The sequence below is a fragment of the Brevibacterium ammoniilyticum genome, assembly GCF_038429965.1.
Taxonomy (GTDB): Bacteria; Actinomycetota; Actinomycetes; order Actinomycetales; family Brevibacteriaceae; genus Brevibacterium; species Brevibacterium ammoniilyticum.
In genome coordinates, this window is sequence record NZ_BAABNP010000009.1 from 23812 (window position 1) to 42691 (window position 18880).

An 18880-nucleotide genomic window follows, 5' to 3' on the forward strand; every position below is an offset into this window, starting at 1 on the left:
GCCCACGCACTCGATCGGTAGTCAGCGGCCCCGCCCGTTGATACGGTGGCCCGAAGAGCCCACGCGACCGAAAGGGCCCACCGTGAACGACTATCTCCGCAGCCTCACCGCCCGGAAGCAGTCGTGGTTCGGGCTCAAGCTCCCGATCAAGGCCGCCCTCGCCCAGCCGATCCTCCACCCGCTCATGCGCGCCGTCGCGCCCCGGATCAGAGGGGTCAGGGTCGGCCGGCTTCCCGCCCCGATCGGCCTCACCGAGGTGGCCGGGCGTGCCGGGGGCGCCGACTTCGTCCTCGTCGATCCCTTCCGCTGCGAGATCGCCAAGGAGTTCTACTGGGGCAAGGGCCGGCGGACCGAACCCGAGGACGCCTTCGCCCTCGACCTCATGGTCGACCTCAGCAGAGACGCCGAGGTGTTCGTCGACATCGGCGCCTACACCGGGGTCTTCACGATGGCCGTCCTCGCGGCCAATCCCACCGCGATCGCGCATTCCTTCGAGATCATCCCCGCCGTCGTCGCCGGGTTGGAGAAGAACGTCGCCCGCAACCGCCTCGGCGACCGGGTGAGCATCCACCCCACCGGGGTCGGACGGCCCGGGGAGACGATGCGCGTGCCCACCGGTGATGGGGGATCGGCGCTGCCGTCGTTCTATGCTGCGTCGATGGACTTCGCCGAGGGCGTCGAGGTGCGCTTCACCTCGCTCGACGAACTCCTGCCGCAGCTGCCGGCGGGCACGTCGCGGGTGACGGTGAAGATCGACGTCGAAGGCGCGGAGAACGACGTGCTCGGCTACGGCCGGGACTTCCTCGGCGCGCTGCGGCCGGACATCCTCTGCGAGGTGCTCGCCGACCGGGCGAAGCCGGGTGAACTCATGGCCGTGCTCGGGGAGTTCGGCTACCGCTTCTACCTCGTCGGCACCGACCGGCTCACCCACCGGGCCCGCATCGTGCCCGATCCGCACCTGCGCGACTGGCTGCTGACGACGAGGACGCCCGAGGAGTTGGACGCCGAGGGCTACCCCGTGGAGTGAGTCCTGCGGTCCTCAGCGCCCCAGCTGATCGGCGATGAGGGCGGCGAGCAGTGCGGTGCGCGGGGCGATCTCGGCGATGATCGCATGCTCGTGTTCGGCATGCGCACCATCGCCCACCGCGCCGAGGCCATCGAGCGTGGGAATCCCGTCACCGGCCGTGAAGTTCCCGTCGGAGGCCCCGCCCACGGCCACCCCGCGAGGGGCCGCGATGCCGAGGTCGGCGGCGAGCGTGGTCGCCCGGTCGAAGAGCTCAGCGGACTGCTCGGGTTCGAACGGCGGTCGGTTGATTCCGCCGATCACCTCGGTCGTCGATCCCTCGAGCCGCGGGTTCGCGGCGAGGGCGCGGATCTCCGCGTCGACGCGTTCGAGTTCGGCCGCGGTCCGGGCACGGACATCGACGTCGACGCGCGCCTCGGCGGGGACGGTGTTCGACGTCGTCCCCGCGGTGATCGTCGTCGGCACGACCGTGGTGCCCGCCTCGACGTCGGCGAGCTCGGCGATGAGGGGGAGGGTGAGCGCGAGCGCCATGCCCGCGTTGACGCCCTTCTCCGGTTCGAGCCCGGCGTGCGTTGCCCTGCCCCGGAAGATCAGCGTGTAGATCCCGGTGCCCTTGCGTTCGAGCTTGAGCGCGCCGTCCGCGCTCGCCTCCATGACGAACACGGCCGCCGCCTCGGCCGCCTCGGCGCGGATGAGATCCGACGACGTCACCGACCCGACCTCCTCATCCCCGGTGACGAGGATCGACAGACCCTCGAGCCCGCCCTCGCCGAGGCGGTCGGCCAGGATCGCCGCCGCGTGCACGCTCATGATCGCCCCGGTGAGCATGTCGAAGCTGCCGGGTCCGCGGAGGACGCCGTCCTCGGTGGAGAACGGCAGGCGCTCAAGGGTTCCGTGGGGCCACACGGTGTCCTGATGGTTGAGGAGCACGACGCGCGGGGGACCCTCGCCGAAGCGCAGGCGGACATGCGCGACCCCGTCGACCGTGAGGATCTCGGGCCGGGCACCGAGGCGCTCGTGGAGAAGGTCCGCGAAGTCGGCGGCACCGGCGGCAACGGCGTCCTTGTCGGCCGACGGGGTCTCGAGGGTGATGACCCGTGCGATGTCGGCGAGCATGTCCGGCAGGCGCTCCTCGGCGTCGCGGACGAGGTCAGAGGGCTGCGTGGCGGGTTTCACAGAGGTCGACATGTCGCCGATTCTACGGCGGCACCCCAGCCGGGAGGGCAGCTGTCCGGATCGCACAGCAGGGCGACCGCCTCGGCGAGTCGAAGAAAGTCCCGGGGCGGCCGGCCACAACAGGCGATGTCTGTGGTTTGCTTGAGGCATGGGTGAGGCAGTGAGTTCGAAACGGTACACACCGGAAGAGCGGACGTTGTACCGCGAGAAGCTTGCGGAGAACCTCGAGCTCTTCGACACGTACCTGCGGCATGCGGAGTTCAAGTCGGCGGGCACGATCGGGCTCGAACTCGAGCTCAACCTCGTCGACGAGGACAATCAGCCGAGCCTGCGCAACAAGGAGGTGCTCGGCGACCTCGATGATGAGTTCCAGTCCGAGATCGGCGGGTTCAACCTCGAACTCAACCACCCCGTCCTCCAGGTCGCCGGACGCGGGCTCAAGACGCTCGAGTCGGGTGTCGCCGACCGCCTGGCCCGGGCGAAGCGCGCCGCCGAGGCGAAGGGGCTCAAGGTCGCCTCGATCGGGACGCTGCCGACGCTGACCACGCAGTTCCTCAAGCACGACCCGTGGATGACGGAGGAGAACCGGTACGAGGCGCTGAGCAATTCGGTCATCGATGCCCGCGGCGAGTTCGTCAAGATCGAGCTCGACGGCGAGGAGACGTACCGGCAGGAGTTCGCCGACATCGCCCCGGAGTCGTCCTGCACGTCGATGCAGCTGCACCTGCAGGTGGCGCCGAACAAGTTCGCCGAGGCGTGGAACGCCTCCCAGGCGATCGCCGCCGCGCAGGTCGCGGTGAGCGCGAACTCGCCGCTGTTCGTCGGGCACAAGCTCTGGCACGAGTCCCGGATCCCCGTCTTCGGGCAGTCGATCGACACGCGCACTCCCGAACTCGTCACGCAGGGTGTGCGCCCGCGTGTGTGGTTCGGGGAGCGGTGGATCACGAGCGTCTTCGACCTCTTCGAGGAGAACGTCCGCTACTTCCCGCCGCTGCTGCCGGAGATCAAGGACTTCGTCGAGTTCAGCGAGGCCGATGCGCCGAAGCTCTTCGAGCTCAACCTCCACAACGGCACCGTGTGGCGGTGGAACCGGCCGATCTACGATGCCGGAGACAACGGCGCGCACATCCGCGTGGAGAACCGTCTGCTGCCGGCCGGTCCGACCCCGGTGGACATGGTCGCCGATGCCGCCTTCTACTACGGACTCGCGGAGTTCCTCGTCGGTGAGAACCGTCCCGTGTGGTCGCGGATGTCCTTCGCCGAGGCGGAGGAGAACTTCTTCGCGTGCGCCAAGGAGGGCATCACCGCGCGGGTGACCTGGCCGAAGATCGGTCACATCGCCGTCTCGGACCTCGTCATCGACGTCCTCATCCCGCAGGCCCGCCGCGGGCTGCGGAGACTGAACATCGACAAGGACGTCATCGAGGAGTACATGTCGATCATCGAAGGCCGCGCCGAGGGCAAGGCCAACGGGGCGACGTGGCAGCTGCGGATGCTCGACCATCTGGCGCCTGCGAGCCGCCCGAATTCGCCCGAACGCCGCGAGGCGCTCAAGGCGATGATGGACGCGTACCTCGAGAACCAGGCGAGTGGACGACCCGTGCACACCTGGGACGTGCCCGCCTGAGGCCCGGGTTCAACCGCTTCGCGACTGGAAAAGGACGCTGAGTGACGATTTTCGCGACCCGAATCGACACTGCGCGTCCGAAAGTCTCGAGCAGACGGCAGTCGGTGCCCGGTCGCGGGCGGCGCGCGTCAGTTCGCCGCGGAACGCTGCGCTACAGGCGCTCGATCTCGACGAAGATGACGGCGTCGTCGCCGTCGGGATTGTAGACCTCGTGCTCGGAGCCGGCCGGCCGAGTGTAGGAGACGCCCGCCTGCAGGTCGGCGGTGTGCTCGGTGCCGTCGGAGTTCCGCACGTGCATCGAGTCGGTGACCATGGGGACGACGACATACTCGTGCTCGTGCCGGTGCATGGGAATGACTCCGCCCGGCTCGATCGTCCACCGCGTCACCCGGAAGATCCCGTTGTCGAGCTGCACCTCACCGGTCGACCCGGTGTCGGCAGCGCTGGAGTCGTCGGCCGATCCTGCACCTGCGCTGCCGGCAGCTCCCGTATTCTCCGCATCCATCGTCTCTGCTCCTCACTTCTCCGACACCCGCGGCACCATCGCCGCTGCCGTGCCCATCAGCCCTCACCCTAAGCCCCGCGAACTCACGACAGCTAGCATGTGCACTATGCGATACCCACTGGCTGACATCGCCGAGGTCGACGACGACATCCGCGACCACATCCTCGCCGTGTCCGAGAAGTCCGGCTTCGTGCCCAACGTCTTCCTCTCCCTGGCCCGCCGCCCCGCCGAGTTCCGGGCGTTCTTCGCCTACTACGACGCTCTCATGGAGAAGGAGACCGGCAGCCTGACGAAGGCCGATCGGGAGATGATCGTCACGGCCACCTCGGCGGTCAACAACTGCCTCTACTGCGTCGTCGCCCACGGAGCCCTGCTGCGCATCTATGCGAAGGACCCCTACATCGCCGACCAAGTCGCACTCGACTATGCACACGCGGACATCACTCCACGGCAGAAGGCCATGCTCGACTTCGCGATGAAGGTCTGCCGGGAACCGTGGACGATCGCCGACGCGGACTACGCCGAACTGGCCGCGCACGGCTTCGACGACGAAGACGCGTGGGATATCGCCGCGATCACCGGGTTCTTCGGCCTCTCCAACCGCATGGCCCAGGTCGCGGGGATGCGGCCGAATCCCGAGTTCCACCTCCTCGGCCGCCTCCCGCGGGAGAAGCCGACGGAGGATGCAAGCACCGACGACCGCGAGGCTGAAACCACCGCGCCCGGGGCCACAGCGTCCGAAACCTCAGCGCCCGAATCCCAAGCGCCCGAAACCTCAGCGCCCGACGAAGCGAGCGGACGATGAACCCCGACACCACGAACGCCCCCGGCCTGGGCGACACCGCGACTGCCGACCTCACCACCCCGGGCCTCGCCGTCTCGAACCGGGCCGGACTCGTGCGGCCGTTCGCGGCGATGAACATCGTCGGCAAGGTCCAGGCGATGCAGCGGGCCGGGCGGGACACGATCGCGATGTGCCTCGGCGAACCCACCCAGGGCGCTCCCAGACCGATCAAGCGCCGCGCCGCCGAGATCCTCACCGACGGCACGAACCTCGGCTACTCAGCGGTCTTCGGCATCCCCGAACTGCGCGAGGCGATCGCCGGACACTACCGCGACTGGTACGGCGTCGACATCCCCATCGACCGCATCCAGATCACCACCGGTTCCTCCGGTGCCTTCCAGACGGTGTTCCTCACCTGCTTCGACGTCGGCGACCGGGTGGCCGTGGCCCGACCCGGCTACGGCGCGTACAAGAACATCCTCGCAGCCCTCGGCGCCGACATCGTCGAACTCGACTGCGGTGCCGAGCACGGATTCCAACCGACGATCGACCTCCTCGAGGCCGCCCACGCCCAGGCCCCGCTCAAGGGCCTCATGCTCGCCTCCCCGGCGAATCCGACGGGGACGATGATCGGGGCCGACCACCTCGGCGAGCTCATCTCCTGGTGCCGCGACCACGGCGTCCAGGTGATCTCGGACGAGATCTACCACGGCATCAGCTACATCGGCACCCGCGGGGAGACCGCGCTCGCCCACGACGACGAGGCCATCGTCATCTCCTCGTTCTCGAAGTACTGGGCGATGACCGGCTGGCGGCTGGGCTGGGCGATCCTGCCCGAACGACTGACGAAGGCCGCCGAGAACGTCACCGGCAACCTCGCCCTGTGCGCGCCGGTGCCGGCCCAGCATGCCGCGGTCGCGGCGTTCGACCCGGAGTCCTATGCCGAGTGCGAGGCCGCTGTCGCCTCATTCGCCCGGGCTCGCGACCACGTGCTCGATGCGACCGCGGACCTCGGCTTCACCGACATGGCCCCACCCGACGGTGCGTTCTACATGTACGCGCGCATCGACGACATCCTTGAGCGCTCGGGCGGCCGGTTCGCCACGGCGACCCAGTGGTGCGAGGACCTCCTCGAGGCGACCGGCGTGGCCTTCGCCCCCGGTGACGACTTCGACTCCGTGGACGGCTGGCGTTCGGTGCGACTGTCCTTGGCGGTCGGTGCGGATCGGACCGCCGAGGCGCTCGACCGGGTCCTCGATCACCTGGGCTGACCCGGAGATCACCTCACGTGCCCGGAGATCACCTGACGTGACCCAACCGCCGGGGCCGCAGGGCGGGCTCGTATCTCAGTGCTCGTGGCCCTCGACCGTGTGGGCGAGGGCATCGAGGATGATGTGGGCGACGTGGTCGTCCTTGAGCGAGTAGTAGGCCTCCCGACCGAGCCGCTTGACGCCGACGAGGTGGAGCCCGCGGAGGAACTTCAGATGCTGGGACACGAGCGGCTGGGACAGGCCCGTCGAATCGACGATGTGCGTGACCGTCGCCTCGCCGTGGGCGAGGACGAGGAGCATCTTCAGCCGCGAAGGAGTCGCGAGCGCCTTGAAGAGGTCGGCGGTCTCGGTGATGGCGTTGAGATTGTCCGCGGGATTGCGCAGCAGCGCATCAACGGCAGCGTTGACCGGGATGGAATCTTGGGAGTCAGCCATGGATAGAGGCTACCGGAACAGGGTCGAACTACAGCAAGTCAGCCGCCGAGGTCGGGCTCGCCATCGGACGGACTGTCACCGCTGGGCCCGTCATCCGTGAGCCGCCTCAGATCGGTGCCGCCCTCGTCACCACGGTCCTCCCCGAATTCTGCTGGTCGCTCGCCGGTGGCCGGCGTGCCGTCGCCTGCCCGCACCGCCGACAGAGGTCCCGCCGAGGCGATCACGGCACATCCGCGCGCCCACGTGCCGACCGCCTCGGCGGGATCGAGACGAGACAGAGGCAGTCGGTCGTGGGGCGGGCACGCGAACCTCCCGATCGCGAAGACGACCGCAGTGAACGCGAGGACCAGGATGAGGGCGATCATGACCGCAGCCTCGTGCGCACGGTGAGCGCGGCGCTGGCGATGACGGCGGTTCCGCAGACGATCGTCGGCCAGTCGAGGCGTTCGCCGAGGAGGAGCGCCGCCCACGCGATCGACATCACCGGCTGGATGAGCTGCACCTGGGAGACCTGCGCCATCGGACCGATCGCCAACCCTCGATACCAGGCGAAGAAGCCGAGGAACATGCTGATCACGCCGAGGTAGGCGAACGACGCCCACTGCGCCGGCGACCCCGACGGGGTGGCGGTGACGATGGCGAGAACGGTGAGGCCGAGTGTCACCGGCGCCGAGAGCACGAGTGCCCACGAGATCGTCTGCCACGACCCGATCTCGCGGGAGAGCACCCCGCCCTCGGCGTACCCGACGGCCGCCGCGAGCACGGCGGCGAAGAGAAGGAGGTCAGCCGGTCGCAGGCCGCCGAACTCAGCACCCTGGACGAGCGCGAAGACGACGGCGAGGACCGCGCTGAGCGCGGCCATCACCCAGAAGCCCAGGCCGGGACGCTCTTTCGTCCTGATCACCGCGGCCGCAGCGGTTGCGGCCGGCAGCAGGGCGATGACCACCGCCGCGTGACTGGCCGGGGTCTGACTGAGCGCATACGAGGTGAGCAACGGGAAGCCGAGCACGACGCCGCCGGCGACGACGAGCAGACGCAGGCACTGGATCCCGGTCGGGAGGCGGACAGACGATGCCCCCGGAATGCGGCCGGAGGACGCAGGTCCGGGCGACGAAGCGTCGGCGGACGCACCGCCTCCGGACGCAGTGCCCGAGAACGCACCGCCGGATCGCGAACGACCGCGCAGCCGGACGAGCCAGAGGAGCAGCCCTGCGAGGATCGAGGCGACCGTCGCGCGGCCGGCGCCGATGAACAGCGGGGACATCGAGCCGGACTCGGCGGCGATGCGGGTGAAGGGAACCGTGAAGGAGAACGCCGTGACGCCGAGCAGGCCCCACCACACTCCAGCGCGGTCGCCGATCAGCGAGCGGCCGCCGGGCGAATGTAGCGGTTGGCGATCAGCCATGATAGCGCTATTATCAGGTCTCATGCACCACGATAGCAGTTCGCGCATCGCGGCGGAACTCTCCGCATGGATCGCCTCCGCCCCCGACGGCGCGCGCCTGCCGTCCTCGCGGGCGCTGGTCAAGGAGTACGAGGCTTCGCCGGTGACCGTGCAGAAGGCTCTGTCGAGTCTGGCCAGACGGGGACTCGTCGAGTCGAGGCCGGGAGTCGGAACGTTCGTGCGGCGTGAGAGGACGCTCGCCCCTCCCGACCTCAGCTGGCAGACGGGCACCCTGGGGCCGCAGGAGTTCCTGCCCGGCCCGGTCGCGGCGCCGCTGCGTGAGGCCGGGGTCGACCAGTTCGCCCTCCATGACGGCTACCCCGATCCGGACCTGCTGCCGCGGGCGCTGGTGAGAAGCGCGCTGGGGCGGGCCGCGAGGTTCGAGGACTCGCTGCGCCGGGCACCGGTCGCCGGGTTGCCCGACCTGCAGGCATGGTTCGCCGCCGAGGTCTCCGACGCGGGTGCGGCCTCACCGCCCGCGCCCTCCGACGTCACGATCACCCCCGGCAGTCAGACCGGCATCGGGTCGATCCTCCGGTCGCTCATCGGTCCCGGCCGTCCGCTCATCGTCGAATCCCCGACCTACTGGGGTCTCATCACCGCGGCAAGACGTGCCGGGGTCACGCTCGTGCCCGTGCCGTCAGGGCCCGCCGGACCGGATCCGGAGGTCGTCGCCGAGGCGATCGACCGCACCGGTGCTACCGCGTTCTACGCCCAGCCCAACTTCACCAACCCGACCGGGGTCCATTGGTCCCCGCAGCTGCGGACGGCGATCCTCGAGGTCATCCGCTCCCGTCGGGCCTTCCTCGTCGAGGACGATTGGGCGCACGACTTCGGCATCGACGACGTCTCCGTACCGATGATCGGCGACGACGCGGACGGTCACATCGTCTACGTCCGGTCGCTGACGAAGAGCGTGTCCCCGGCGATCCGGGTCGCTGCCGTCATCGCCCGCGGACCGGCGCGCGACCGCATCCGCGCTGACGTGCAGGCCGAATCGATGTACGTCAGCCCGCTCCTGCAGGCCGCCGCCCTCGACGTCATCACCCGTCCCGCGTGGCGCACGCATGTGCGCGGTCTCGGCCGCCGCCTCGGCGATCGTCGCGATTCCCTGCTCTCAGCCATCCGCGCCGAGGTGCCGGCCCTGACCGTCGACCATGTGCCCCAAGGCGGACTCAACCTGTGGTGCCGGCTGCCCGAGGGCACCGATGTCCGGTCCTTCGTCGCCGAGGCGGCTGCGCGGGGTGTGTTCGTCACCGGTGGGGAGGAGCTCTTCCCCACCGAAGCCCACGCCCCGCACGTGCGCCTCAACTTCGCCGGCCCGAATCCGGCAGGGTACCGGGAGGCGATGCACCGCCTCGGCGAGGTGATGGAGCGGTCAGCGGGGAACTGACCTATCGGGGCAGGCCCTTAGGAGGACGGCTCAGGCTTCGCCCTGCTCGGCCTTGCCGATGGCGCCGGGCAGGTCGTCGAGGAGCCACGGATAGCTGAGCGGGGAGAGGTTCGTCAGGGCGGTGAACTCGTCATCGTCGAGCACGGTGTAGTGCTTGCCGCGGATGACCTTGACTTCCCGGTAGAACGGGTCGGCGAGGTCGGATTCGTCGAGGAGTCCCTTGCCGCTGCTGGGGAAGTGGATGAAGAGCACGTCGGCGTCGAGGGTGTCGACCTTCGACTTCTTCACGCTGTGCTTCGCCGCGGTGTACTTCGCGGACGCAGGCGCGGAGAGGAGTCCGAGCCCGGTGAAGAAGCTGTCGTCGCTGCCGTCGTAGGAGAGGTAGTCGATAGAGGATTTCTGCACATCGGCGAGCGTGTAGGTCGTGTCCTCGAACTCGAGATGGCTGCCTGCGATGTCCGCGGCCTGGGCATCGACGTCGCCGACGACGGTCTTCGCCTCGTCGGCCTTGTCGAGTGCCGTGGCGACGGCGGCGGTCCTGTCCGTCCACGTCGCATCGGCCGCCGAAGCGACGACTGGGGCGATCGCGGAGAGTTCGTCGTAGCGGTCGCCGGCGTCCTCGAGCCCGGTGGCGAGGATGACGTCCGGTTGGGCCTGTTCGATCGCGGTGATGTCCGGGCCGTCGTCGGCGTCAAAGGTGTCAGGTGCGGTCAGTCTCTTGTCGCTGATGGCCTGCTGGGCCCACGGGCTGAGCCGGTCGGCTCCGTCTGCGGCGGGGGCGATGACGGGGGCGACGCCGAGGGCCAGGGCGATGTCGAGATCGGTCGAACTGACGACGGCGACCTTCGCAGGGGTCGAGGGGATCTCGGCGCTGCCGTAGGGCGAGTCGATCGTCTGCGGGTAGTTGCCCTGGGACTGAGCGGCCGAACCCGGAAGGATCGAACAGCCGCTGACGACCAGGGACGCGGCGACGGAGATGGTGAGGACGGGGAGAGCAGTGCGAAAGTTCACCCAGCCAGTGTAGTCAGGGGCGTCCGGGGCTGAGCAGTGGGCCCCTCAGTGCAGTGCTTCGACGTCGTTCTGCGAGCCGATGAGGTCATCGGCGAGTGATTCCCACTGGCCGTAGGCGTCAGGATAGGCCGAGCGCTGCACCGCCTGGGCGGCTTCGGTCGGGGTCATCGAGTCCCAGTCCTCGATCTGGTCGAGTCCGGGGTTCTTGATCTCGGGATTGATGCCGTAGAACGACTTCGTCGCGAAGACCGGGTCGGTGAGTTCGCTCGGATCGCCCCAGCCCTGGGAGGGACGCTGCTGGAAGAGGCCGACGGAGTCGCGATCGCCGTAGTCGATGTTGCGCAGAGAGGACTCCTGCAGAGCCGTCATGAGGGCGATGCGGATCGCTTCGTCGTCGAATCCGCCGCCGCGGCCGACGGCGATGATGAGTCGGGCATTGTCGATCTGCTGCTGGTTGAGCTGATTCACCGAGGACATCTGCATCTGCCTGATCGTCGTCGAGCCGAATGAGACAGGCGCGTTGAGGATGACGACGGCACCGATCGCCAGTGCTGCGACCGCTGCCCCGAGTCCGATCAGGGCACCGACGAGCACGGACCGGGGTCCCTTGCGGTGTCGTGTCTGTCGAGGCATGAATATAACGATAATGCAACAAACTGAAGGGTCAATGTGACCACGCCATGCTTTTTGTCACAGAACGATCACGGACCCGTGGGAGCAACGCTGACTGGGGCTGCGCGGCCGGGCGGGTGTTGCCGATCTGGCATACGTCGCAGCCGCCTGTGACCGTCCCACCCCCCCTAGGATCAAGGCATGGCCCATTTCGTTCGACGTTCCCCGCTTGCCAGCTGCCTCATCCTCGCCGTTGCGGTTGTGGCCACGCTGTTCATTGCCGGCGTCGTCATCGTCGTTGCGCTGACCGTGGGCTCGAGCTCCGGGGAGCGGCCGTCGGTCGACCCGTCGCCGCAGGAGCACCAGTCAACGAGTCCGGCGACCGGTGGCTGGACGAGCGGAGGCTGAATCGCTTCGCCGGGCCACGAGCCGAGCCCGAACACTCCGCCTCACCTCACGCGTCGCACCGGCTGCCGGAGGATCGTCCGCAGCTTCTCCGGCGCTGTTCTGCGGGAGTCGCTGAGGTAGATCTCGTGATGCGTGCCGGTGAGAGCGAACCCTGCGTTCGGGATGACGTCGTCATGGAGGTGGGCGAGCACCTCGGCCTCCGAATCGAATGATCCGAGGTGAAGGGTCTGCACGCAGGTGCCCTCATCGAGGGTCTCGACCCTGACCTCACGCAGGCGCGGGGGAGAGGACTTGCGGGCGACCGCCTCGGCGGCGGAGTCGATATGGGTGCGATCGAGCCAATCGGGAACCAGGAGCATGAGGGTGAAGTCCCAGTCGGCCTTGTTCCGTGCGGTCGTGAAGGAGCTCATGTCCTCAGCCCACCACAGGCCCTCGAGCGGTGGCACGACGTAATCGCGGTCGAGTTCCCGCTTGCTCAGGAACTTCAGTGCGTACGCGAGCGGGTAGAGGGACTCGACCGCCGAGGTGAACTGCGGCGAGACATTCGGATCGCCGTGCCCGTCGAGCATGAGGTACCGCAACGGCGGGACGGTGATCGTGGCGAACTCGCCGGATTTCGCGCGGTAGCTCGGAAGGGTCTTCTTGAGGTCGATCTTCTCCACGGCTGCCCCTGACGCAGTAGCTGTCGATCGCTGATGGCCGGTTGGCGCTCTCTCCGATTCTATGGCGAGTTCCGGCCCGGCGATTTCTGTGGTGGCAGTGGTGGTGTCAACCTCGGCGAAGGCGGGCATGTCCCTGGTCGCCGAGGGTCGGCCTCAGCGTCGGCCTTGACCTTGACACGATGTCAAGGCCTTCACTGGGATGAGTCGTCGCCACGAGAGCAGAAGGAGGCTGACATCATGACAGAGACCACCCATGCGCGAGGACATGACCGCGACGGAGCGGTGCGGACAGAGATGCTGCGCCGAGGCGCTGCGCCCCAGCGGCTGCGGGCTGCGCTGACGATCGGCACCGAGGCCGACGACGGGTTCCTCGACGTCCTCATCGAGCGCTGCCGCCTCGAACCGGACTTCTTCGTCCGCGACATGCTCACGTGGGCGCTGACGCGGTTGGATCCGGACCTCGTCGTGCCGAGGCTCATCGCCGAGCTCGACTCCGACGTCGCGCAGGCGCAGAGCCAGGCGCTGCACACGCTGTCGAAGATCGGTGATCGGCGGGGTTGGGAGGCCACCGACCCGAATGTCGTCGGACTGCGGTTCATCGCCCATCCCGACGCCGAGGTGGCCCGCAGTGCGTGGCGATCCGCGGTGTCCCTGGTGCCGGGTGAGAATCGAGAGGATCTTGCATCAGCCCTGGTCACGCAGTTGGGAAGAGGTGATCTGGAGACGCAGAAGAGCCTGAGTCGGGCGCTTGTCGCGCTCGGCGAGGATCTCGTGTCAGTGTTGGATGCGAGTGTTGAGGCAGAGGAAGAAACAGTGCGCGCACACGCTCTGGCGACGGTTGAGATGTTCCATGACCCCGACGCCGGCTTCGCCCACGCCATGGGCGAAGCCAAGCGCGTGGTCGCACTGGGGTCCGAGGCGACGGCCTAGTCCGACTTTGGGAAGGGTCGGCCGCCGTGTGCGGTGCCGAGCGGGGCAAGCTCGGCACCGAGCCGGCATCGCCGTCGCCTCGGACTCCTTCCTCCGAACCCTCTGGGCGTTGCTGTGCCCTCGGCGTCTCTGCACTGGCACTGGGCAGCGTGAGGTGTCCTGGAGCGGGGCCGGACGAACTGGATCGTGCTGGGTGCACAATGGTGCAGAGCTTCGATGAGTCCGACAGCACCAGTGCACGCAGGATCACCGCAGGTCGGCGCTCCGGAGCAGTGACGAGAGGGAGGTGGCGATGCTCATCGGCGAGGTGTCTCGGCGCTCGGGCGTGAGCGCGCGCATGCTCAGACACTACGAGTCGCTCGGGCTCGTCACTCCCAGCGCGCGATCGTCGAACGGCTACCGAGAGTATTCACCGGCCGATATCGGCCGGATCTTCCACATCGAGGGTCTGCGCAGTCTCGGACTCTCTCTGCCCGAGATCGGTCGGCTGCTCGCCGATCCTGGATTCGACGCCTCCGCCGTGATCGCCGACCTCATCACCGCCGTTCGTGAGCGCATCGCGGCCGACGAGCGCCTGCTGACACATCTCGAGCAGGTCTCCGGCCTCGGCGCCGCAGACGGCGAGAGTCTGCTCACCGCGATCGACCTCATGCGTTCGCTCGAATCCCGCGATGTCATCCAACGCCACAAGGCCGCACTCGGCAGCGGGGTCGACGGCGGTGTGCCCGTGGAGATGCTCTCACGGGCGGTGCTCGAGGAATCGGTGCTCAATGCGGCGGGCGCGATGCGGTGGGCTCTCGCCCAGGCCGGTCACGACGCCGTGGCACCTCTCGCCGCGGGGCTCGACTCCGAGGACCCCGGAGTCCGGCGCAATGCGATCCGCGCGCTCGACGAGATCTGGAGGACCACCTCGGCGAACGACCTCGCCGAGTCCGACGCCGTGATCGCGGAGGCGATGCGCGCGGCACTCGACGACGAGGATCCCGAGGTGAGCACGATCGCAGCGCTCGCCCTCGGACGCCGCGGCGACCCGTCCGCCGTGCCGATGCTCCTCGACATCGCGATGAGCGGGAGCAAGGACATCGACGCCGCCGAGGCGCTCGCCGGCTTCATGTTCGCCGACACCGCAGGCGACCCGTCTGTCGCACCGGCTCGTTCCGGTCCACATGCGGACGTCCCGACCGCGGCCTTCCTGCTTCCGGCCGAACCCGCTGCGGCCGGTCCGGTCGCTGCCGACCGCACCACTGCCGACCTGACCGTCGCCGAGACGATCATGGCCGAGCTGCGAACGCGGTCGGGCTCACAGGATCCGACCGTGCGCTTCCGGGTCCTCCAGGTGCTCGTCGAGATCCCCGGTGCCGAGAGCGACGCACTCATCGCCGTCCTCGCCGAGGACGAGGTACGGGAGATCGCTGCCACCGCGAATGCGTCTCTGCTGCGTCGACACGTCTCACCGCGCCACGACTGAGAGACTCGCGACTGCGGGCACCACGTGCCCGACACTCACGACCGAGAGAATTCCGCCCAGTTCCCCTGCCGGAGTCAGTGCCCGTCGCTACACTTGGTCCATGAATCCCCGAGCCCAGACTCCGGATCCCCCTCCCGGGCAGGCACCCGATCGCGAGAAGAACCGCCGTCGGCAGTCGTTCGTGTTCCGACGGCACCATTTCACGGTCACCGGCGTCCTCGACTACTTCTTCTTCCTCTTCGGCGGAGCAGCCTCCCTGTTCCTCGCCCTGCTCATCCTCCTCAAGGGCTTCTCCCTCGGCTGGTGGCAGGTGCTCACCCTGCTCATCCTCTGGGCCGTCGTGTCGTATCTCGCGCTGCCCCGGCTGCACCGCATCCTCTCCCAGATCTACGTCCCCAACTACTTCATCGGGCGCACGAGGACCTCGGACGGCCTCCTCGGCGATCCCGTCAACCTCGCATGGCGGGGCGAGGAGGCGCAGATCCACCATGCGATGAAGGCCGCCGGGTGGACGCTCGCCGACGACATCACGGCCGCCTCGACGTGGGGCATCATCAAGTCGACCCTGACGAAGTCGAGCTACCCCGAGGCTCCGGTCTCCCCGCTCATGCTCTTCGGTCGTCGGCAGGACTTCGCCTACCAGCAGGAGGTCGACGGCGACCCGGGCCAACGCCATCACGTCCGCTTCTGGAAATGCCCCTCGGGGTGGCTGCTGCCCGGCGGTCTGCAGGCGGACTGGCTGGCGGCGGGAACGTACGACAAGAGCGTCGGGCTCTCCCTCTTCACCCTGCAGATCACCCACAAGATCGAAGAGAACACGGACATCGAGCGCGACTACATCGTCAAGACCGTCACCGAGGCGGACCCTGAGATCACCGTCGACAACATCAAGGACTTCTCGACCGGCTACCACTCCCGCAACGGCGGTGGAGATGCGATCGTCACCGACGGCAACCTGCCGATCATCGACGTCAAGATGGTCACCACTGACGCCGACGACTATCCCGAGCGGCTCGACCTCGCCCTCGACGCCACGCAGATCTACCACGACTCGAACTCGGTCTCCGACCTTGCCCGCACCCTGTGGAGCAAGCGGCCTCTGCAGACGCTCATCGGGGCGGGCCTCGTCCTCGTCCTCCTCATCCTCCAAGCCACCGATGTGCTCAGCATCCTCCTCGATTGGGACGGCCTGCGAGCCGACGTCGCCAGCACCGGAGGGAGTGCTGCCGACACTGAGATCGTCACCCGGATCGTCGCCGGCGTCCTCGTCGGGCTCAGCCTCATCATCGGTGTCATCCAGGTCATCGCCTCGATCTCCGTCTTCCGCGGCAGCAACCGGGCGAGACTGTGGATCCTCACACTCTCGACGATCTCGGTCATCATCTCGTTCACGAACTACCTCACCGGTGACCGCAGCATCGCGACGAACATGTACTCGCTCGTCACCGTCGCCCTCCAGGTCGGTGTCCTGCTCTCGCTCTCGAGCGACTCTTCCAGGCTCTTCACCCGATTCAGCACCGCCGCAGCCCGCGCCGACCGGCAGGATCGAGCGATCGAGGACTGAGGCGAGAGCGCCTGGGAACCCCGGCCGGAGTAGTCTGACGGCAGAGACCCCGTCCTGGACCACGGCCGAAAGGGAAGCCGATGACCGACTCCGCCCACTCCGATGCCTCCGCCTTCGACGCGATCGACCCCGCTCTCAAGGTCGTCAGCGCCGAACTCGTCATCGACGCCCCCTCCGCCGAGGTGTTCGAACTCATCGCCGACCCCGCACGGCAGCCGGAATGGGACGGCAACGACAACCTCGGCGAAGCGGCTGCGGGTCAGCGCATCACCGAGGCGGGCGGATCGTTCATCACGACCCTGACGAAGGGCGTCGACCGCGAGAACCACGTCGTCGACTTCGACGAAGGCCGCCTCATCGCCTGGATGCCCGCCGAGGTCGGACAGCCCAAGCTCGGGCACAAGTGGATCTGGGAACTCGAACCTGCAGGTGAGGAGTCCGTGCTCGTCCGGCACACCTACGACTGGACGCAGCTGCGGGACCCGCAGCGGCTGCCCCGCGCACAGTCGACGACGGCCGAGAAGCTGCTCGCCTCGCTCGAGCGGCTCAAGGCGCTCGCCGAGAGCTGAGACGTCGACAGGTCAGACGTGCCCGGCACCGCCGCGAGTCGGCAGCCTGTCAGCGCGGCCAGGCATCCGCGAGGCGGCTGAGGAGGTCGGCGAGCGTCTCCCGCTCCTTGTCGGTGAACGAATCGAGCGCGACATCGACGCTGGCCTGCTGTGCGCCGAGGAAGCGGTTCGTGATCGCCCTGCCCTTCTCCGTGAGCGCGATGAGCGTGCGGCGAGCGTCGTCGGGATCGGCCTCGCGCCGGAGCAGGTCGAGCTCGACGCCCTGCGACACAAGCCGTGAGGCACGCGGCTGATCGACCCCGATCGCCTCGCCGAGCGCGCTGACGCCGATGGCGTGCCCGACCTGGGCGAGTGCGATGAGCAGCCGCAGTTGCGCTCTCCCGCCGAGGCGACCACCCAGACGGTGCGCCCATTCCCGCCACTCATCCCGGCCGGGGTGATCGCGGCGATCCCGACCGTGGCCAGGACCGCCGTGGTCAGGGCCGTGGTGACCACGTTCGCTGTCGGCCGGTCCGGTCCCGAACGGCCCACCCTTGCCGAAGAGTCCACCGTCGCCGAAGGGGCCGCCCTCGGCGAAGGGATTTCCGCCGGGGAATCCTCCGGGTCCGCCGCGATGTCCGCCTGGTCCTGGTCCGCGGAATCCTCGTCTCCACTGGAGCCGGGTGAGCGCCTCGGCGATCTTGGCAGTCGTGTCGTCTGTCGTCATGCCTGAATTTTACATGTCTCTTGACATGTTTCGTGAATGCATGTCACTATGCATATACATGTCAGATAACAAGTAAAGGAGATGACATGTCCACGCACAATCACTTTGACGATGACAACGACAACACCAACGACGAACGCGGCGCGGCCGCGCATGGCCCGGAGAGCGCGAATGCCCCAGGCAAGGCGGACGGTCCGGACGGCACCGGCCACGCGGCCGACGCTGATGACGACATCGAAGCCGAGGTCGAGGTCGACGAGTTCGTCGATGTCGATGACCGCCCGATCGATCACGAGGTCACCAGCGAGGAGGCCCCGAATCTCGCACGACTGCTCGGGCAGGCAGGGCGATCGCTGCGCAGGGAGTTCCTCTCAGCGGTCGCGGAGGAGGACATCGATCCTCGTGATGTCGCCGATCTGCGCCGCCGAGGCAGGCGCCACCGCCATGACGAGGATGTCGTCGATGGCGGCGTCTGGGCTGAGAGCGATCACCGCGACGATGCAGACGGTGTCGACCCGGACGAACTTCGCGACCGAGTCCGTACGCTGCGAGACCGCGTGAGTGCGAAGGTCGAGGACATCCTCACCGCCGACGAGGTCGCAGCCATGTCCGAGTCGCTGACGAAGATCATCGACGCACTCGGCGGCGATGACGACGACATCAGGGCGATGCGCGAGAAGATGCGCGGATTCGCCCGCGGCCGCGGATTCGGCCCCGGTTGGGGCTCTGATGGCCGTCGCGGACATGGCCACCACCGTGGCCCCGGCGAAGGACATCACCGCGATTTCGCCCGCGACGACTCAGACTCTGCCGGCCCACGTGACCACCGTGGCCCGCATGACCACAGTGACCGACGTCCAAGCGATGGCCCTCGGGGCTACGACGACTTCGGCGATGATTTCGATCCGCGCATGCTGTTCCGTCGAGGCGCTCGCCGAGGCGGCCCGCGCGGCGGCGGCCGAGGCTTCGGCCCCGGCGACGGACCCGGGTCCCGCGACGGATCCGGACCGCGCGGTGGCGGCCGAGGCTTCGGACCGTGGGGCGGCTTCGGTCCCGGCGGCCCACGTGAGGGCTTCGACGCCGACTGCGACCCGCGCATGCTCTTCGCGCAGTGGCTGCGCGGCGCGAGCGGTCGCGGACGCGAAGACGCCTACGAGCGCGGCTTCGCCGCCGGCTTCGCTCAGGGGCAGCGATCAGCGCAGCAGACGGATTCGCAGGACTGATCCCGACGCCCCTCGCCGGCTGAGGCCCACCGGCCCCGCAACCGGCTCAGCCACACCGGCCCCGCAGC

At 68.4% G+C, this 18880-nt stretch carries 20 protein-coding genes; 11 read left to right on the forward strand and 9 right to left on the reverse strand.

Features of this window, described 5'->3' with window-relative positions:
- The first annotated feature begins 82 nt into the window (after positions 1-82).
- Positions 83-1027 (forward strand): FkbM family methyltransferase, encoded by a 945-nt coding sequence (locus tag AAHA49_RS11640; RefSeq protein WP_342038408.1) that lies wholly within the window; start codon positions 83-85, stop codon positions 1025-1027.
- Between the two features lie 12 nt (positions 1028-1039).
- Here AAHA49_RS11640 and AAHA49_RS11645 read toward each other — a convergent pair whose 3' ends face one another.
- Positions 1040-2212: a M20/M25/M40 family metallo-hydrolase gene (locus AAHA49_RS11645; protein WP_342038409.1), complete on the reverse strand. Its 1173-nt coding sequence runs from the start codon at positions 2210-2212 to the stop codon at positions 1040-1042.
- Between the two features lie 136 nt (positions 2213-2348).
- Here AAHA49_RS11645 and AAHA49_RS11650 point away from each other — a divergent pair, with 136 nt between their 5' ends.
- Complete coding sequence (locus AAHA49_RS11650) at positions 2349-3827, forward strand: glutamate-cysteine ligase family protein (RefSeq protein ID WP_425286519.1); 1479 nt, start codon at positions 2349-2351, stop codon at positions 3825-3827.
- A gap of 151 nt (positions 3828-3978) precedes the next feature.
- Here the strand turns inward: AAHA49_RS11650 and AAHA49_RS11655 are convergent, their stop codons facing one another.
- Complete coding sequence (locus tag AAHA49_RS11655) at positions 3979-4332, reverse strand: cupin domain-containing protein (RefSeq protein ID WP_342038411.1); 354 nt, start codon at positions 4330-4332, stop codon at positions 3979-3981.
- Positions 4333-4438: 106 nt separating this feature from the next.
- On the opposite strand from AAHA49_RS11655, the gene AAHA49_RS11660 reads away from it, so the two are divergent.
- Both AAHA49_RS11660 and AAHA49_RS11665 read left to right on the forward strand, forming a co-directional pair.
- Positions 4439-5137 carry a peroxidase-related enzyme gene (locus tag AAHA49_RS11660; protein WP_342038412.1) on the forward strand — a complete coding sequence of 233 codons (699 nt, stop codon included), beginning with the start codon at positions 4439-4441 and terminating at the stop codon, positions 5135-5137.
- Between the two features lie 110 nt (positions 5138-5247).
- The gene (locus AAHA49_RS11665) at positions 5248-6387 is read left to right on the forward strand and encodes a pyridoxal phosphate-dependent aminotransferase (RefSeq protein ID WP_342038524.1); all 1140 of its coding nucleotides are present in this window, start codon (positions 5248-5250) and stop codon (positions 6385-6387) included.
- 75 nt (positions 6388-6462) lie between these two features.
- On the opposite strand, the gene AAHA49_RS11670 is transcribed toward AAHA49_RS11665, so the two are convergent.
- From AAHA49_RS11670 to AAHA49_RS11680, 3 genes are read right to left on the reverse strand one after another with little or no spacing between them, the layout of a single operon-like run.
- Complete coding sequence (locus tag AAHA49_RS11670; protein WP_339391306.1) at positions 6463-6822, reverse strand: ArsR/SmtB family transcription factor; 360 nt, start codon at positions 6820-6822, stop codon at positions 6463-6465.
- Between the two features lie 38 nt (positions 6823-6860).
- Complete coding sequence (locus AAHA49_RS11675; protein WP_342038413.1) at positions 6861-7187, reverse strand: hypothetical protein; 327 nt, start codon at positions 7185-7187, stop codon at positions 6861-6863.
- Complete coding sequence (locus AAHA49_RS11680; protein ID WP_342038414.1) at positions 7184-8227, reverse strand: DMT family transporter; 1044 nt, start codon at positions 8225-8227, stop codon at positions 7184-7186. Before AAHA49_RS11680 ends, AAHA49_RS11675 begins: the two co-directional genes overlap by 4 nt.
- Positions 8228-8249: 22 nt before the next feature.
- Between AAHA49_RS11680 and AAHA49_RS11685 the strand changes: the two genes are divergently transcribed.
- Positions 8250-9659, forward strand: coding sequence for an aminotransferase-like domain-containing protein (locus tag AAHA49_RS11685; protein ID WP_342038415.1), 1410 nt, complete (start codon positions 8250-8252; stop codon positions 9657-9659).
- 30 nt (positions 9660-9689) lie between these two features.
- Here AAHA49_RS11685 and AAHA49_RS11690 read toward each other — a convergent pair whose 3' ends face one another.
- Both AAHA49_RS11690 and AAHA49_RS11695 read right to left on the reverse strand, forming a co-directional pair.
- On the reverse strand, positions 9690-10670 hold the full coding sequence (locus AAHA49_RS11690) for an ABC transporter substrate-binding protein (protein ID WP_342038416.1): 981 nt from the start codon (positions 10668-10670) through the stop codon (positions 9690-9692).
- Between the two features lie 45 nt (positions 10671-10715).
- Positions 10716-11303 carry a peptidoglycan-binding protein gene (locus tag AAHA49_RS11695; protein ID WP_342038417.1) on the reverse strand — a complete coding sequence of 196 codons (588 nt, stop codon included), beginning with the start codon at positions 11301-11303 and terminating at the stop codon, positions 10716-10718.
- 180 nt (positions 11304-11483) lie between these two features.
- On the opposite strand from AAHA49_RS11695, the gene AAHA49_RS11700 reads away from it, so the two are divergent.
- Positions 11484-11690 (forward strand): flagellar basal body-associated FliL family protein, encoded by a 207-nt coding sequence (locus AAHA49_RS11700; RefSeq protein ID WP_342038418.1) that lies wholly within the window; start codon positions 11484-11486, stop codon positions 11688-11690.
- A gap of 41 nt (positions 11691-11731) precedes the next feature.
- On the opposite strand, the gene AAHA49_RS11705 is transcribed toward AAHA49_RS11700, so the two are convergent.
- A complete protein-coding gene (locus tag AAHA49_RS11705; RefSeq protein WP_342038419.1) occupies positions 11732-12352 on the reverse strand; it encodes a GyrI-like domain-containing protein in 621 nt (206 codons plus the stop codon).
- Between the two features lie 237 nt (positions 12353-12589).
- Between AAHA49_RS11705 and AAHA49_RS11710 the strand changes: the two genes are divergently transcribed.
- From AAHA49_RS11710 to AAHA49_RS11725, 4 genes are all read left to right on the forward strand, one after another.
- Positions 12590-13282 (forward strand): HEAT repeat domain-containing protein, encoded by a 693-nt coding sequence (locus AAHA49_RS11710; protein ID WP_342038420.1) that lies wholly within the window; start codon positions 12590-12592, stop codon positions 13280-13282.
- Positions 13283-13619: 337 nt separating this feature from the next.
- Complete coding sequence (locus tag AAHA49_RS11715; protein WP_342038421.1) at positions 13620-14750, forward strand: HEAT repeat domain-containing protein; 1131 nt, start codon at positions 13620-13622, stop codon at positions 14748-14750.
- A 100-nt stretch (positions 14751-14850) separates the two neighbouring features.
- Positions 14851-16314 carry an LssY C-terminal domain-containing protein gene (locus AAHA49_RS11720; protein ID WP_342038422.1) on the forward strand — a complete coding sequence of 488 codons (1464 nt, stop codon included), beginning with the start codon at positions 14851-14853 and terminating at the stop codon, positions 16312-16314.
- Positions 16315-16394: 80 nt separating this feature from the next.
- Complete coding sequence (locus tag AAHA49_RS11725) at positions 16395-16883, forward strand: SRPBCC family protein (RefSeq protein ID WP_342038423.1); 489 nt, start codon at positions 16395-16397, stop codon at positions 16881-16883.
- A 49-nt stretch (positions 16884-16932) separates the two neighbouring features.
- Here the strand turns inward: AAHA49_RS11725 and AAHA49_RS11730 are convergent, their stop codons facing one another.
- On the reverse strand, positions 16933-17589 hold the full coding sequence (locus AAHA49_RS11730) for a MarR family winged helix-turn-helix transcriptional regulator (RefSeq protein ID WP_342038424.1): 657 nt from the start codon (positions 17587-17589) through the stop codon (positions 16933-16935).
- An 86-nt stretch (positions 17590-17675) separates the two neighbouring features.
- Here AAHA49_RS11730 and AAHA49_RS11735 point away from each other — a divergent pair, with 86 nt between their 5' ends.
- Positions 17676-18812, forward strand: coding sequence for a hypothetical protein (locus AAHA49_RS11735; protein WP_342038425.1), 1137 nt, complete (start codon positions 17676-17678; stop codon positions 18810-18812).
- Positions 18813-18880: the final 68 nt, after the last annotated feature.

Coding starts and splice junctions, on each gene's coding strand:
- AAHA49_RS11645 (WP_342038409.1), bottom strand. CDS start 2,212: ATGTCGACCTCTGTGAAACCCGCCACGCAGCCCTCTGACCTCGTCCGC.
- AAHA49_RS11650 (WP_425286519.1), top strand. CDS start 2,349: ATGGGTGAGGCAGTGAGTTCGAAACGGTACACACCGGAAGAGCGGACG.
- AAHA49_RS11655 (WP_342038411.1), bottom strand. CDS start 4,332: ATGGATGCGGAGAATACGGGAGCTGCCGGCAGCGCAGGTGCAGGATCG.
- AAHA49_RS11660 (WP_342038412.1), top strand. CDS start 4,439: ATGCGATACCCACTGGCTGACATCGCCGAGGTCGACGACGACATCCGC.
- AAHA49_RS11665 (WP_342038524.1), top strand. CDS start 5,248: ATGAACATCGTCGGCAAGGTCCAGGCGATGCAGCGGGCCGGGCGGGAC.
- AAHA49_RS11670 (WP_339391306.1), bottom strand. CDS start 6,822: ATGGCTGACTCCCAAGATTCCATCCCGGTCAACGCTGCCGTTGATGCG.
- AAHA49_RS11675 (WP_342038413.1), bottom strand. CDS start 7,187: ATGATCGCCCTCATCCTGGTCCTCGCGTTCACTGCGGTCGTCTTCGCG.
- AAHA49_RS11680 (WP_342038414.1), bottom strand. CDS start 8,227: ATGGCTGATCGCCAACCGCTACATTCGCCCGGCGGCCGCTCGCTGATC.
- AAHA49_RS11685 (WP_342038415.1), top strand. CDS start 8,250: ATGCACCACGATAGCAGTTCGCGCATCGCGGCGGAACTCTCCGCATGG.
- AAHA49_RS11695 (WP_342038417.1), bottom strand. CDS start 11,303: ATGCCTCGACAGACACGACACCGCAAGGGACCCCGGTCCGTGCTCGTC.
- AAHA49_RS11700 (WP_342038418.1), top strand. CDS start 11,484: ATGGCCCATTTCGTTCGACGTTCCCCGCTTGCCAGCTGCCTCATCCTC.
- AAHA49_RS11710 (WP_342038420.1), top strand. CDS start 12,590: ATGACAGAGACCACCCATGCGCGAGGACATGACCGCGACGGAGCGGTG.
- AAHA49_RS11715 (WP_342038421.1), top strand. CDS start 13,620: ATGCTCAGACACTACGAGTCGCTCGGGCTCGTCACTCCCAGCGCGCGA.
- AAHA49_RS11720 (WP_342038422.1), top strand. CDS start 14,851: ATGAATCCCCGAGCCCAGACTCCGGATCCCCCTCCCGGGCAGGCACCC.
- AAHA49_RS11725 (WP_342038423.1), top strand. CDS start 16,395: ATGACCGACTCCGCCCACTCCGATGCCTCCGCCTTCGACGCGATCGAC.
- AAHA49_RS11730 (WP_342038424.1), bottom strand. CDS start 17,589: ATGACGACAGACGACACGACTGCCAAGATCGCCGAGGCGCTCACCCGG.
- AAHA49_RS11735 (WP_342038425.1), top strand. CDS start 17,676: ATGTCCACGCACAATCACTTTGACGATGACAACGACAACACCAACGAC.